Below are 14,258 nucleotides of genomic sequence, written 5' to 3' on the forward strand. Positions count from 1 at the left end.
CGAGCGCATAGTCGGCGACGACCACCGACTCGAAGAAGTCACGCCGGACGATGATCGAGCAGAAGGCGGATCCGACGCCCCCCGCTCCGATGAGGAGGATCTTCATGTCGTCACACTATCGGCGCATGCATGACGAAGGCCCCCGTCTGTCGACGAGGGCCTTCGTGGTGGTTGCGGGGACAGGATTTGAACCTGCGACCTCTGGGTTATGAGCCCAGCGAGCTACCGAGCTGCTCCACCCCGCGTCGTTGTGTGTCCACTGTAGACCACGGGGAGTGATCGCGCCAAATCCGCTGCCGGCCGCCCTCCGTCGGAAGGGAGGCCGGCAGCGGACTTTCGTCACGCCGTCAGTTCGTGGGCCACCGCGTCGGTGAGGCGGGCCGCGCGCTCGGCCACTTCGGCGGGGCCGCAACTGATCGCGCGGGCGCACCAGGACTGGGCCTCGGCGAGGGCACCGCGACGGGCCGAGAGCAGCGCCATCCGCAGTGCCGCACGGCCGTGGCCGGCGTCCGCCGCGCGGGTCCACCACAGGGCGGCCTCGGGCTCACTGCCCTCCCGGGCGAGCAGCAGGCCGAGGTTGAACGCGCCGTTGCGGGAGCCCGCCTCGGCGGCCTGCCGGTACCAGTGCGCCGCGTTCACCACGTCACCGCGCTTGGCGGCGCACATACCGAGCCGCACCTGGGCGCCCGGATGCCCCTGCCGAGCGGCCCGCTCGTACCACTCCTCCGCCTCGACCGAGACCGAGCCGGAACCGGAACCAGGGCCGAACCCGGGACCGGGCTCCCCGCCGTCCTCCCGCTGCCGCCGGTCGAGCAGCGCCCCGAGCCGGAACGCGGCTTCGGGGCTGCCGCCCCCGGCCGCGCACCGCAGGTGCCGCTCGGCGCCGTGGGGGTCGCCCTCGCGCTCCAGCGCGATGGCCACCTGGAGCGACGCCTCGGCGTGCCCGGCCGCGGCGGCCCGCTCGTACCACCGCCGGGCGGTGTCCGCGTCGTCCCGCCCGGCGTACAGGATGCCGAGGTTGAAGGCCGCGTCGATGCTGCCGGCCTCGGCCGCCTTGGAGAACCAGGGCTCCGCGCCCATCGCGTCGCCGCGCTGGAGCAGCAGGACGGCCAGCGCGTTCGCGGCCTCCCGGTGACCGGCGTAGGCGGCCTTGCGGTACCACTGCTCGGCCTGCGCGGTGCGTCCGTGGCCCGCGCAGAGCAGGCCGAGGTTGTACGCGCCGTTGACGTCGCCGGCCTCCATGGCCGTGCGGTACCACCGCTCCGCGGTCTGCGTCTCGCCTTCCTGCGCGTGCAGCGCGCCCAGCGCGTTGGCCGCGTTGCCGTCACCGGCCTGGGCGGCGCGGCGCCACCAGGTCGCGGCCTGGTCGACGTCGCCGGCGTCGCGCAGCAGGAAGGCCAGTGCGCAGGCGGCCCGCGCCTCGCCGTCCCGGGCGGCCGTCAGGTACCAGTGCCCGGCCTCCTTGGCCTCGCCGCGCTCCTCCAGGAGCGCGCCCAGGCGCAGCGCGGCCCGGCGGTGGCGGCGGGCCGCGGCCTGCCGGTACCACTGCTCCGCCTCGCGGTCGTGGCCGCGCTCCGCGCAGATCCTGGCGAGCCGGTACGCCGCCTCGCGGTGGCCGTGCTCGGCGGCGGCCCGGAACCACTGCTCGGCACCGGCCTCCCGCCGGTGGTCGAGCAGGTCGGCCAGCGCGTACGCGCCCAGCGGGTGGCCGGACTCCGCGGCCTGCCGCAGCCAGTACTCGGCGCCGGGCTCGTCCCCGCGCTCGCGGTAGTGGCGGCCCAGCGCGTGCGCGGCGGGCGCGGACCCGGCGACCGCGGCGATCCGCCACCACTCGGCCGCCTCGTCGGCGTAGCCGCGCTGGTGCAGCAGCAGGGCCAGGTTGTTCGCCGCGGCCCGGTCGCCGTGCTGGACGGCGGCGCGCAGGTACGGCTCCGCACCGTCGAGGTCCCCGCGGCGCAGCAGCAGCGTGCCGAGCGCGCTCATCGCCCCCGGGTCGCCCTGGTCGGCGGCCCGGCGGTGCCGCGCCTCGATCTCTGCCTCCTCGCGCAGGGCGAGCGTGTCCTCGTCGGGCAGTTCCGTCAGCAGGGCGGGCAGCGGCGGTACGGGGCCGGTCCCGTCGGTCGAACGGTCGCTCCCCTCCCCGGTCCGAGGCGCGGGCATCAGCTCCGCCGGAGGGGCGGCACCGTCAACGGCCCCGCCCGCCCCGGGCGCGGAAGTGACCCCGGGTGCCGAAGTGTCCGCGGTGACCGAAGTGCTCGCGGGCGTCGACATGTCGCCCGCCGAGCCACGCCGACCGTGGACCTGACGAGTATTCAGCAGTCTTGCACCATCCCCCATAGCACCCATCGTCGCACCACCTGATACCGGCGTACACCTGGTATATCGCAACCCGCTTGGTCACTTCAGCGTTTTGTCGACTTCCCGACAAGACGTCACGCCAAACCAGTGAAAGCTGATGTCCCCCGTACAAGTGAAGAGGCCCGAAGTCAGTTGACTCCGGGCCTCTTTGTGCAGTAGCGGGGACAGGATTTGAACCTGCGACCTCTGGGTTATGAGCCCAGCGAGCTACCGAGCTGCTCCACCCCGCGTCGTTGTGTCGTAACCGTACCACGACGCGGGGTCTCGCCCGATCAGTCCCCGATCACCCCTTGTTCTGACTCTTGTTCGCCGCCGCCTTCTCCGCGGCCTGCGCGTCCTTGAGCGCGGCGGCGAGCCGTTTCTGCGCCTCGCCGTACTCCGCCCAGTCGTTCCGCTTCAGCGCGGCCTGACCGTCGTCGTACGCCTTCTGCGCCGCGTCCAGGGCCTGCTGGAGGGTGGGCGTGCCGGCCGGCGGCTCGACGCCCGTACCGCCACCGCCGTCGGAGCCCGCCCCCGACCCGGAGCCGCCGTCGGAGCCGCCGGTCGGCGGCGCCGCGGATGCCTTGCCGAAGACGACGTCGAGCGCCTTGTCGAGGGTGTCCTCGAAGGCCATCTCGCCGCCGAAGTTGACGAAGACCTTCTTCAGCAGCGGGTAGTCGGTGTCCGCGCCCCGCACGTAGACCGGCTCCACGTACAGCAGCCCGCCGTCCAGCGGCACGGTGAGCAGATTGCCGTACTCGATGGTGGAGTCCCGGCCCTTGAGCAGGGTGATGGTGGGCGCGAAGTCGGAGTTCGAGTTGAACTTGCTCTGCACCTGCTGCGGCCCGTCCACCGCGGCGTTCTGCGGCAGTCTGAGCACCCGCATGGTGCCGTAGCCGGGGCTGTTGGCGTCGGCGTCCACCGCCATGAACGCGGCGAGGTTGCCGCGCCCGTTCGGCGTGAACGTCGTGGTCAGCGAGAACGCCTGGCTGCTCTGGCCCGGCATCTTCATGCTCAGGTAGTACGGCGGCACCGCCTTGCCCGACTTCGAAGCCGGGTCGTTGGGCACCTGCCACACCTCGCTGGTGCTGTAGAACTGCGCGGCCTTGGTGATGTGGTACCTGCTGAGCAACTGCCGCTGCACCTTGAACAGGTCCTGCGGATAGCGCAGGTGCGCCAGCAGCTCGGGCTGGATCTCGCCGCGCGCCTTCACCGTGTGCGGGAACGCCTTCATCCAGGTCTTGAGCACCGGGTCCTTGGTGTCCCACTGGTAGAGGGTGACCGTCCCGTCGTACGCGTCCACGGTCGCCTTGACCGAGTTGCGGATGTAGTTGACCTGGTTCTGCTGGGCGATCACCGCGCGCTGGTTGTCGGTGAGCGAGTCCGCCGTCGTGTCGCCGAGCGTCGTACGGGAGGCGTACGGATACCCGTTCGTCGTGGTGTAGGCGTCCACGATCCACTGCACGCGGCCCTTGACGACCGCCGGGTACGGGTCACCGTCGATGGTCAGCCAGGGCGCGACCGCCTCCACCCGCTCCTTGGGAGTGCGGTTGTAGAGGATCTTCGAACCCTTGCCGATCGCCCCGGAGTAGAGGATCTGCGGCTCCCCGAAGGAGACCGCGTACGCGGCCCGGGTCACCGGGTCCTCCAGACTGACCCCGCCGTGGCCGTCGTACGTGAAGGACGTCTCGTCGTTCTTGCCGGCGTAGTCCAGCTCCTTCGTCGGACCGCCGACGATCGAGTACTGCCTGGTCTGCTCGCCGAAGTAGATGCGCTGCTGGTACGGGCCCAGGTCACCCTCGGTCGGCAGGTCCTTCTCGGTGTAGACCGGCTGGCCCTTGGGCTCACTGTCGGTGGCGGTGGTGCCCTTGGCGGCGATGATCCCGTAGCCGTGGGTGTACTTGAAGTGGTCGTTTATCCAGTTGTTCTCCAGGACGCCGTTGATGTTCAGCTCGCGCAGGCCCACCACCGTGTCCTGCTCCTTGCCCTTGATGGTGTACCGGTCCACGTCGAGCGTGGACGGGAAGGAGTAGTAGCTGCGGGACTGCTGCATCTGCTGGAAGGTCGGCGAGACCACGTTCGGGTCCAGCACTCGGATCGACGCGGCGGTGTCGGTGTCCTTGCGCAGCGTGCCGTCGGAGGCCCCGCTCGTGCCGGCGTAGTCCGACACCTCGCTGCCCGCGATCCCGTACGCCGCCCGCGTCGCGTCGATGTTCTTCTGGATGTAGGGCGCCTCCTTCGCCGCCTCGTTCGGCTGCACCTGGAACTTCTGCACCAGCGCCGGATAGAGGCCGCCGACCAGGATCGCGGAGAGCACCATCAGACCGAAGCCGATCGTCGGCAGCGACCACGTACGCCGCCACAGCGTCGCGAAGAAGAGCAGCGCGCAGATCACCGCGATGCAGAACAGGATGGTCTTGGCGGGCAGATACGCGTTCGCGTCCACGTACCGCAGACCGGTCCAGTTGTCGGTGGCCTTGAAGTCGCTGGACTTCACCGCGAGGCCGTAGCGGTCCAGCCAGTAGGCGACCGCCTTGAGCGAGACGAACAGGCCGAGCAGCACCGAGAGATGGCCGGTGGCGGCGGCGGTCGCCCGGCCGCCCGGCGAGGTGATGCGCAGACCCCCGTAGAGGTAGTGCACCACGGCGGCGGCGATCAGCGACAGCACCACGGCCGCGAAGCCGAAGCTGAGCAGGAAGCGGTACCACGGCAGGTCGAAGGCGTAGAAGGAGACGTCCTTGTGGAACTGCGGGTCCTTGACGTGGAACGGGGTGGCGTTGGTGGTGAGCAGCCACAACCGCCACTGGGACGCGGCCGATCCGCCGGCGATGAGCCCGACCACCGCGCAGACCCCGAGCAGCACCCATGCCTTGTACGGCGCGATCCCCATCCGGTACCGGTCGAGGCTCTGCTGCTCCACCGACATGGCGCTCAGCGGCGGGCGCAGCCGGTGCGCCAGGTAGACGTTGGCCCCGACGATCACGGCCATCAGCAGGCCGAAGACGCAGAACAGACCCACCTTGGTCCACAGCATGGTGGAGAAGACCGCCGAGTAGTGCACCGACCGGTACCAGAGCAAGTCCGTCCAGAAGCCGGCGAACATCACGAACGCGATCATCAGCACCGCCAGGATGCCGATCGTGACGAGCAGGCCCCGGGCCCGCCGCGACGGGCGGCCCATTCTGATCCGCGGTCCTGACGGCCCTCCGCTTCCACGGTCGGGCATCTGGAATACCAAGGTGCGCACCTCGAAATGTCATGGTTTCGCGGGTGTCCCGGGTCGGACCCCACAGGTGCAACTTACTCACGCATGAGCCGGTTCCCGATTCGGGTCGGGGAAGAGGCAGGATATTGGCCATGGCTGACATTGCGACCGATGGTGCACCGCTCACCGCGAACCCGCTGACCCGGGCCGTACTGGAGATCGACGCGTACGCGTCCGGTCTCGGCTGGGACCAGCCCGCGCGGCTGTTCGCCCTGGTCGACACGGCGCGGCTGCGCGCCCAGGAACCCGGGCTCGCCGACCAGCTCGGCCTCGGCGAGGAGACCGCGGGGGAACTGACCCCGATCGAGCAGGACGAGCTGCCGACCGGCCAGGCGCTCGACGAGTTCCTGGCGACCATCGCCTGGCCGGAGGTGATCACGGGCTGCGCGCTCACCGTGGAACGGCTGATGCTGCCGCCGTCCGCGGAGGCGGCGATCCCCGGCGACCTGGAGGACGCGGCGCTGGCCTCCTGGGTCGCCGCGCACCCGGAGCGGCAGGAGGTGCGGATGACGGTTGCGGTCCTGCGCGGCGGCGCCCGCGAGGCGGCGGTGCGGCTGCGCGAGAAGGACTCGGCGACGCAGGTGCTCACGGGGTCGGACCTGGTGCCGGGGCTGGCGGAGGCCCTCTCGGCTACGTTCGCGTAGGCGGCCCTACGAGTGGGTGTACGGCGGGCACGGGCTCGTACGGCCGGCGGGCTCGTGCGGCCGGCGGGCACGGGCTCGTGCGGCCGGCGGCTCAGTTCCTGGAGCAGCTCGGCAGGGCGGAGGTGTCGCCCGACCGGATGTCGTCCAGCGCCGCCACCGCGTCGTGCAGGGTCTTCACCTTGACCAGGGTGAGGCCGCCGGGGACGTCCTTGGCGGCCTCGGCGCAGTTGTCGGCCGGGGTCAGGAAGAACTTCGCGCCCTTGTCGCGCGCGCCGATCGTCTTCAGGCTGATGCCGCCGATCGGGCCCACGCTCCCGCTGTCGTCGATCGTGCCGGTGCCGGCCACGAACCGGCCGCCGGTCAGGCTGCCCGGCGTGAGCTTGTCCACGATGCCGAGGGCGAACATCATGCCCGCGCTCGGCCCGCCCACATCGGCGAGCTTGATGTCGATGGTGAACGGGAAGGTGTGGTCGACGCCTGCCTGGATGCCGACGACCGCGCGGGCCGGGCCGTCGTCGTCGGACGTGCGGGTGGTGACCGTCACGGTCTGCGGCTCGGCGTCGGCCTTCTTCGCGTCGGCGACCCGGATGACGCTGAAGTCGACCCGCTCGCCGGGCCTGTGCCGGGTGACCAGTTGCGCGACCTGGCCGGCCTGCTTGACCTCGGTGCCGTCCACCGCCTTGATCACGTCACCGGCGTGCAGCTCGCCCTCCGAGGCGCCGCCCTTGACCACCGCGGCCACGATCACCCGGGACCCCACCGGGATGTGCAGCTCCTCCAGCGCGGCGACCTTGGCACTGTCCTGGGACTGGCTGAACTCCTCCGCGTTCTGCTGATCCGCCTGTTCGGCGGTCTGCCCGCGGTAGAGCGTGTCGTGCTCGACCACCTTGTCGTCGTGCCGGACCCACCCCAGCACCGCCTCGACCAGGTTCATCGTGTAGTCCGCGCCGGTGACACGGACGGTGGTCATGTTGAGATGCCCGGTCGCGGGGTACGTCTTGTGCCCCGAGATCTTGATCACCGTGTCGCCGCCGTAGTTCCCGAGGGTGTTCACGGTCGGACCCGGTGACATCTCCGAGTACGGCGTGGGCGTCAGCAGCGCCACGCACAGCAGCGCTATGAGCGTCAGGGTCGAGGCGAGCAGCGTCGCGGTGCGGCGTGGCATGGTAACGACACTACGGGACCGGGCCGGCGACCGGCCCTGCGGGTGAGCCCTCCTCGCCGTCCGCGCCGGGGGGCGCGTCGTTACGGTGGACGGGGTACCGCGCGGACGCGGGAGCCGAGTTCTGCATGGCCTGGCGGAAGCGTTCGTAGCCGGCGAGGGAGGCGCCGTCGCCGGCGGACCGGCTGTGCGTGGCCCAGCGGCCCCAGAGAGCGGCGGCGCAGGCGGCCAGCAGCGGAATGAGCAACCAAGCGAGTGCGGCCACGGTGAACTCCCGCTCCCATACGTGCCAAAAACGGACTCAAGTCGACTTATAGGCAGATTAATCACCTGTTGGGTCAACGTTCGGTCGTGGCACCGGGTTACGCAACCGCACCATACTGCTGACGGAGGGTGATCAGACCTTTCGCCCGGGGCGCTACGCGCCGACCCATTCCTCTGTGCCGTCGGTGAATGTCTGGTGCTTCCAGATCGGCACCTCGCTCTTGAGGTCGTCGATCAGGCGGCGGCTGGCCGCGAACGCCTCACCGCGGTGCGGGCAGGACACCGCCACGACCACCGCGATATCGCCGACCCGCAGTTCGCCCACCCGGTGGACGGCGGCGAGGGCCCGTACCGGGAAGTCCGCGGCGACCTTCTCGGCCACCCTGCGCAGTTCCGCCTCGGCGGTGGGGTGCGCGGAGTACGTCAGGCCGATGACCGCCGCGTCCCCCGGGCCGTCGTGGTCCCGTACCGTCCCCACGAACAGCGTGGTGCCGCCCGCCGCGTCGTCGCCCGCGGCGGCGAACACCTCGTCCACCGAGAGCGGGGTGTCGCGGATGGCCAGCAGCCGGATCGGGTCGGTGCCGGGGGTCGCGTTGTCGTACGTGGGAGCCATGCGGCCATGCTGCCTCATCCGCCCGCGCCGCGGAAAGGCGCTCCACGGGCGGGGCCCCGGTGCGCAGCCGCTCACTCCCCCCGCTCACTCCTCGCTCACAGCCCGCGGCGCTTGCGGGCCCTGCGGACCAGGGCGGCCGTGCCCACCAGGGCGACCGTCGCGCCGGCCGCGCCCAGCGTCGTCGCGTCCTTGCGGCCGAGGCGGCGGCCCGCGACGGAGTTTCGGCCCGCGACCTCTTCCAGGAGTTCGGCGAGCACTTCCTCGTTGGTCCACTGCGGCCGCCAGCCCGCCTCGTGCAGCCGGCTGCCGCTGACCACCCAGGGGTGCATGGTGTAGGCGAGATCGCCCGCGGGGGACGGGGTGAGGCCGAGGCGGTGCAGGCGGGAGGCGGCGCCGAAGGCGATCGTGGGCGGCAGTTCCATCCGTCGGATGCCGGTCAGTTCCTCGACCTCCTCCTGCTCCAGCCAGCCGTCGCAGCCGACCGCCATCTCGCCGTCCACCTTCTCCAGGACCGCGAACTCCAGCGCCGACACCAGGTCCTCGACGTGGCAGAACTGCCAGCACGGCCGGCTGCCGGCCACCACCAGCAGCCGGGGCGACTCGAAGTAGCGGGTGAGCGCGGTGTCCGTACCGCCGACCAGGACCGCCGGGCGCAGGATCGTCACGTTGAGGCCGGGGTGGGCGCGGGGTGCGCGGCGGCCGAGGCGTTCGATCTCCAGCAGGTCGTCGACGAAGCTCGCCTCCGAGGTGGCGCGCAGCGGGGCGTCCTCGGCCAGCGGCACGTCGTTGTCGGCCTGGGCGCCGTACACCATCGCCGAGGTGCACAGCACGGCCCGGCGCACGCCGGCGGCTGCCGCGGCGGTGAGTACGGTCTGGGTGCCGCGTACGTTGAAGGCCGACCGGGCCCTGGCGTCGGACGCCAGGTCGAGGTCGAGCGCGAGGTGCACCACGACGTCGGCGCCGCGCAGTTTCTCGGCGATCGCGGGATCGCGCACGTCCAGCACCCGCCAGGTCGCCCCGGGCACCTCGCCCCGCCGTTCGTCGATCGCCACGACCTTCTTGACCTGGCCGGTCTCGACAAGCCGCAGCGCCAGCGCCCGGCCCACGCCGGAGGCCGCACCGGTGATCGCCACCACCGGTCCCGCCGCGGCCCTGCCCGCTCTCCGCTCTGGGCGAACGTGTGCTTCTGGGGAACTCACCGGGCGTCTCCCACGGTTGTCTCAGTTACGTACGCAGCCATCCTGCCGGACGGGTGTCTACGCTGGAGGTACAGCCCGCGGACGAAAGTCCGCCGCGACACACAGCCCCCGACGACAGCGGCCACCACAGCCCGCTACGACCAGCCCACCACCACACACAGAGCCGAGGAATCCCGTGAGTGACATCCCCTTCGGATTCGGCGTCCCTCCCGAGGAGCCCGAGGACGGGGACGACGGCAGGAAGAACCAGGGCAGCGGCCAGGGCGGCCAGAGCGGCGGCCAGGGCGGCGGTCAGGGGGGACCGCCGAACCCGTTCGGCTTCGGCGGGGGCAACCCGTTCGGTCCGGGCGGCGGCGACAACCCGTTCGCAGCCATGTTCGGCTCGCTGAACCCCTCCGATCTCGGCGCGGCCTTCCAGCAGCTCGGCCAGATGCTCTCCTACGAGGGCGGGCCGGTGAACTGGGAGATGGCCAAGGACATCGCCCGCCAGACCGTCGCCCAGGGCACGCCGGACGGCGTGAAGGACGCGACGGTCAGCCGCGCCGAGCGCGCCTGGGTCGAGGAGACGGTCCGGCTGGCCGACCTGTGGCTGGACGGCGCCACCTCGCTGCCCTCCGGCTCCGGCACCGCCGTGGCGTGGAGCCGCGCGGAATGGGTCGAGGCGACCCTGCCGGTGTGGCGGGAGCTGGTCGACCCGGTCGCCGAGCGGGTGGCCGGCGCGATGGGCGAGGTGCTGCCCGAGGAGATGCAGGCCATGTCCGGCCCGCTGCTCGGGATGATGCGGTCCATGGGCGGCGCGATGTTCGGCTCCCAGATCGGTCAGGCGCTCGGCAACCTGGCCGGTGAGGTGGTCGGCTCCACCGATGTGGGGCTGCCGCTCGGCCCGTCCGGCAAGGCCGCGCTGCTCCCGGCGAACATCGCCTCGTTCGGCGAGGGCCTGGGCGTCCCGCAGGAGGAGGTGCGGCTCTACCTGGCCCTGCGCGAGGCCGCCCACCAGCGGCTCTTCGCCCACGTACCGTGGTTGCGGGCCCACCTGTTCGGCGCCGTCGAGGGGTACGCGCGCGGCATCAAGGTGGACACCGCCCGGCTGGAGGAAGCCGTCGGGCAGCTCGACCCCACACAGCCCGAGCAGCTTCAGGAAGCATTGCAGCAGGGCATGTTCCAGCCCGAGGACACCCCGGCGCAGAAGGCCGCGCTGGCCCGGCTGGAGACGGCGCTCGCGCTGGTCGAGGGCTGGGTGGACGCGGTGGTGCACGAGGCCGCGGCCCCGCACCTGCCGTCCGCGGGCGCGCTGCGCGAGATGCTGCGCCGCCGCCGCGCGACCGGCGGTCCGGCCGAGCAGACCTTCGCCACGCTGGTCGGCCTCGAACTGCGGCCCCGGCGGCTGCGGGACGCGGCCCGGCTGTGGGCCTCGCTCACCGACGCCCGCGGCATGGACGGCCGGGACGGTCTGTGGGCGCATCCGGACATGCTGCCGACCGCCGAGGACCTGGACGACCCGGACGGCTTCGTGCACCGCGAGAGCTTCGACGTCTCCGAGCTGGACAAGATCCTCGGGGATGCGGCGAGCGGCGGGGAGGCCGCGGGCGGTACGGAATCCGCTGCGGACGAGGCGGACGGACGCGAGGGGCCAGACGGGGATTCCGGGCGCGACGGGACCGGCGCGGACGGCGACCCCGGGAAGTGAGCGGCCTGCACGCGGACGCGGTGGGCGTCCTGGAGGGCTGGCGCGCGCCCGACGCCGGTCAGGATCGGCTGCGCCGGGAGTATCTGGCGCACCTGGCCGCTTACCCGGACGGCATGTGGAAGCCGTGCACGGACGGGCACATCACGGCGAGCGTCCTGGTGGTCGACGCACCCGGGGGGCGTGTACTGCTCACACTCCACGCCAAGCTGCGGATGTGGTTGCAGACGGGCGGGCACTGCGAGGCCGAGGACGCCTCGCTGGCGGGGGCGGCGCTCCGCGAGGGCGCCGAGGAGTCCGGCATCGCGGGGCTGCGGCTGCTCAGTCCCGAACCCCTCCGCCTCGACCGCCATCTCACGCCGTGCGCCTGGCACTTGGACGTGCAGTACGCGGCGCTGGCCCCCGAGGGCGCGATCGAGGAGATCAGCGACGAGTCCCTCGACCTGCGCTGGTTCCCCTACGAGGAGGTCGGCACGGTGGCCGACGGGTCGGTCCGCAATCTGCTGGCGAGGACCCGGGCGCTGCTGTAGCGGGGTACGGGCCGGCGCGCGGCGATTCCGCGCGGCGCCCGGAAGGGTACGGGCTTCCCGCGCGCGCCCTTGGCGCGGCGGCGCGCGGGGTCCCGTATCCGTGCCGCGTCCGCTAGCGGTTGGACCAGATGTTGCCCTGGTTCTGCCCGTGCGCGCCGTGCTGGCCGACGCCGTACTGGGCGAGCAGGCCCTGGCCGGTCGCCGCGTTCTGCGGGGGCATCAACTCGCTGGGCTGGACCAGGACATAGCCCTGCCCGACGAAGTTGAGCTCCCAGCCCTCGCCGGTGTTGCCGCGCCTGCGGAAGACCGACGAACTGCTGGTCTGCGCCTGCATCTGGACACGCAGGCTGGTGGACCAGGCGACGACCGCGTCCGCGTCGCACGACACGTACTTGTCCGGCGTGACCGGCATCATCAGCGGCTGGCCCGAGGTCATCAGGGCGACCTTGCCGCGCCCGGTGATGTTCAGGTTGTACGCGCCGGTGCCGGACAGGCCGAACTGGCTGTCCACCGCGATGACTTCCCAGTGCAGCCCGGAGTCGAGCGCGAGGACGTACGCGCTGTCCACGGTCAGCCCGTCGTGGTCGACGTCCATGATGTGGACGTGCTGGGCGAGATTGGCGAGGTAGACGGTGCCCTGGCCGGAGCAGCGCATCAGGTCCAGGCCCTCGCCGGTGCGGGCGCGGGCGCCGCGCTGGTGACGCGGCTGGTACTCCCCGTCGAACTCGATCATGCCCTGGTAGGCGACCATCGAGCCCTTGCGGGCCAGGCAGTCCGGGCCGGTGTTGCCGTCCAGCCGGACCCGGAGCAGATACGGGTTCTGCAGGCTGTAGTGGTCCTGGTTCTGGACCTCGGTGTAGGCGAAAAGCGGGCTCTGCATGATGTGTCGTCCCCCCTCAGCCCCGGAACCGGAGCCGGTCGGTGCTGTCCTCGCTGGGCTGTACGACCACAAAGCCCTGTCCGGAGAAGCCGATCTGGAAGGCTTCGCCGCTGCCGCGCCCGATCAGCGACGACGCCTTGAAGCTGCGTTTGGCCTTCATCTTCAGCCCCGACGACCAGGCGACGAGCGCGTCCGGGTCCACGTATGTCTCGTCGGCGCCCGCGCCGCAGTCCACCACGATCGGTGTGCCGCGGGAGGTGACGGCGACCCAGCCCTGGCCCGACACCCCCACGTTGAACAGGCCCTGTCCGGCGAACTTGGCGAGGCCCTTGACCCGCTCGACGCCCCAGGTGAGGTGCGCGTCGAAGGCGAGCAGGTTCGTACCGTTGACCGACACCGACTCGTTGTTGAGGTTCAGGCAGACCACGTCGGCGCCGTAGTCGGCGAGGTAGAGCAGGCCGTCGCCGCTGCACTTCATCAGCGGGGCGCTCTCACCGGTGAGCCAGGCCGAGGCCATCTGCCGTACGGCCGGCGGGTTCGGCTCGTACTGCACGAATCCCTCGTAGGCGACCATCGAGCCGGTGCGGGCGAAGAGGTCCTGTCCGGTGCGCATGGCGACCTTGAGCATGGCCGAGCCGTGGTTCTCCATGCGGGCGGCGATCGGAGTGGGTGCGAAGCCCGCGATCATCTGCTGGTCCATGGCGGGTCACACCTCGTAGGGCTGGACGACGATGAAGTTGCCGGGAGCGCCGCGGAACTGGAGGTTCACGGTCTCGCCGCTGTGGCCGGGGTACGCGCTCCTGCGCAGCCGCACCTGACTGGAGATGATCACCTGGGCGCCGGCCGACCAGGCCACGATCGCGTTGCTGTCGGCGTAGGTGGTGGGGGTGACCGGGAGGACCACCGGGGTGCCGTGGGTCTTGACGACCACGGTGCCGGTGCCCTGGAACTGCATGGTGAACAGTGCACCGCCGGGGATGCCGTGGCCCTCGATCCGGCGCACCTCGTGCTGGAGGCTCTCGTCGAAGGCGAGCACGCTCTCGGCGGAGACGCAGAGGGCGTCGCCCTGGAGCTCGATGGGGTGCAGATAGGCGGCGTTCTCGGCGAAGAAGATCTGGCCGGCGCCGCTGCAGCGCATGAGCTGCATCTCCTGGCCGGTGGCGTTCCCGATGATCCGGCCGGCGAAGCCGGCGCCCTTGTAGGAGAAGTCGACCTTGCCCTGGTAGAGCACCATGCTGCCCTGCCGGGCCAGGACCGGCTGGCCGCCGGCCTGGCTGAGGTCGGCGCGCATCATCTTCGCGTTCTGCTGGGTCCAGCGCTGGCCGGTGGGCAGTTCGCGGTACTTCTGGATGGCGGCGGCGAGGCCGGGGCCCTGGGCGGGGACGGCGGGCTGGCCGTAGCCGGGGGGCAGACCGCCGGGCTGTACGGCGCCGGGCTGGCCGTATCCGGGCGGTGCCTGCTGGTAGGCGGGCGGAGTGGGCGGACCCGGCTGGGCGGGGAACTGGCCCGGGAACTGGCCGGGGCCGGGCGGGGCCGGGGGGACCTGGCCGAACGGCGGGGGTCCGGGCGGGGCCTGGCCGGGGGGTGCGGTCATCGGCGCGACCATCGTGGGCGCCTGGTGGAGGGAGGGGTCGCCGTGGGCGGGCGGCGGGGTGAATCCCGGCTGGGGGGCGCCGAAGG

The 14,258-nt window shown here is 71.8% G+C and carries 12 protein-coding genes and 2 tRNA genes; 3 read left to right on the plus strand and 11 right to left on the minus strand.

Annotated features, from left to right (window positions below; all coding sequences use genetic code 11):
* Positions 1-168: 168 nt before the first annotated feature.
* From VIW71_RS19765 to VIW71_RS19780, 4 genes are all read right to left on the minus strand, one after another.
* Positions 169-245: transfer RNA gene (locus VIW71_RS19765), tRNA-Met, on the minus strand.
* 94 nt (positions 246-339) lie between these two features.
* Positions 340-2,160: a tetratricopeptide repeat protein gene (locus VIW71_RS19770; RefSeq protein WP_331623700.1), complete on the minus strand. Its 1,821-nt coding sequence runs from the start codon at positions 2,158-2,160 to the stop codon at positions 340-342.
* Between the two features lie 354 nt (positions 2,161-2,514).
* Positions 2,515-2,588, minus strand: a tRNA-Met gene (locus VIW71_RS19775).
* Between the two features lie 53 nt (positions 2,589-2,641).
* Positions 2,642-5,563 carry a UPF0182 family protein gene (locus VIW71_RS19780; protein ID WP_331623714.1) on the minus strand — a complete coding sequence of 974 codons (2,922 nt, stop codon included), beginning with the start codon at positions 5,561-5,563 and terminating at the stop codon, positions 2,642-2,644.
* Between the two features lie 131 nt (positions 5,564-5,694).
* Here VIW71_RS19780 and VIW71_RS19785 point away from each other — a divergent pair, with 131 nt between their 5' ends.
* Positions 5,695-6,246 (plus strand): PPA1309 family protein, encoded by a 552-nt coding sequence (locus tag VIW71_RS19785; protein ID WP_331623702.1) that lies wholly within the window; start codon positions 5,695-5,697, stop codon positions 6,244-6,246.
* Between the two features lie 91 nt (positions 6,247-6,337).
* Here VIW71_RS19785 and VIW71_RS19790 read toward each other — a convergent pair whose 3' ends face one another.
* The 4 genes from VIW71_RS19790 to VIW71_RS19805 all read right to left on the minus strand — a co-directional run bounded on the left by VIW71_RS19790 (position 6,338) and on the right by VIW71_RS19805 (position 9,484).
* The gene (locus VIW71_RS19790; RefSeq protein WP_331623704.1) at positions 6,338-7,411 is read right to left on the minus strand and encodes a YlbL family protein; all 1,074 of its coding nucleotides are present in this window, start codon (positions 7,409-7,411) and stop codon (positions 6,338-6,340) included.
* A gap of 10 nt (positions 7,412-7,421) precedes the next feature.
* A complete protein-coding gene (locus VIW71_RS19795) occupies positions 7,422-7,673 on the minus strand; it encodes a hypothetical protein (protein WP_331623706.1) in 252 nt (83 codons plus the stop codon).
* A 153-nt stretch (positions 7,674-7,826) separates the two neighbouring features.
* On the minus strand, positions 7,827-8,285 hold the full coding sequence (locus VIW71_RS19800) for a molybdenum cofactor biosynthesis protein MoaE (protein ID WP_331623707.1): 459 nt from the start codon (positions 8,283-8,285) through the stop codon (positions 7,827-7,829).
* Positions 8,286-8,380: 95 nt separating this feature from the next.
* Positions 8,381-9,484, minus strand: a complete 1,104-nt coding sequence (locus VIW71_RS19805) for an NAD-dependent epimerase/dehydratase family protein (protein ID WP_331623708.1) — start codon at positions 9,482-9,484, stop codon at positions 8,381-8,383.
* Positions 9,485-9,659: 175 nt separating this feature from the next.
* On the opposite strand from VIW71_RS19805, the gene VIW71_RS19810 reads away from it, so the two are divergent.
* Complete coding sequence (locus VIW71_RS19810) at positions 9,660-11,171, plus strand: zinc-dependent metalloprotease (protein WP_331623709.1); 1,512 nt, start codon at positions 9,660-9,662, stop codon at positions 11,169-11,171.
* On the plus strand, positions 11,168-11,698 hold the full coding sequence (locus VIW71_RS19815; protein ID WP_331623710.1) for an NUDIX hydrolase: 531 nt from the start codon (positions 11,168-11,170) through the stop codon (positions 11,696-11,698). Before VIW71_RS19810 ends, VIW71_RS19815 begins: the two co-directional genes overlap by 4 nt.
* A 112-nt stretch (positions 11,699-11,810) precedes the next feature.
* On the opposite strand, the gene VIW71_RS19820 is transcribed toward VIW71_RS19815, so the two are convergent.
* The 3 genes from VIW71_RS19820 to VIW71_RS19830 all read right to left on the minus strand — a co-directional run.
* The gene (locus tag VIW71_RS19820) at positions 11,811-12,578 is read right to left on the minus strand and encodes an AIM24 family protein (protein WP_331623711.1); all 768 of its coding nucleotides are present in this window, start codon (positions 12,576-12,578) and stop codon (positions 11,811-11,813) included.
* 16 nt (positions 12,579-12,594) lie between these two features.
* The gene (locus tag VIW71_RS19825; RefSeq protein ID WP_331623712.1) at positions 12,595-13,278 is read right to left on the minus strand and encodes an AIM24 family protein; all 684 of its coding nucleotides are present in this window, start codon (positions 13,276-13,278) and stop codon (positions 12,595-12,597) included.
* A gap of 6 nt (positions 13,279-13,284) precedes the next feature.
* Positions 13,285-14,258 (minus strand): AIM24 family protein (locus VIW71_RS19830; RefSeq protein ID WP_331623713.1); only part of this gene is annotated, 974 nt, incomplete at its 5' end.

It is taken from the genome of Streptomyces sp., from assembly GCF_036524955.1.
GTDB lineage: Bacteria > Actinomycetota > Actinomycetes > Streptomycetales > Streptomycetaceae > Actinacidiphila.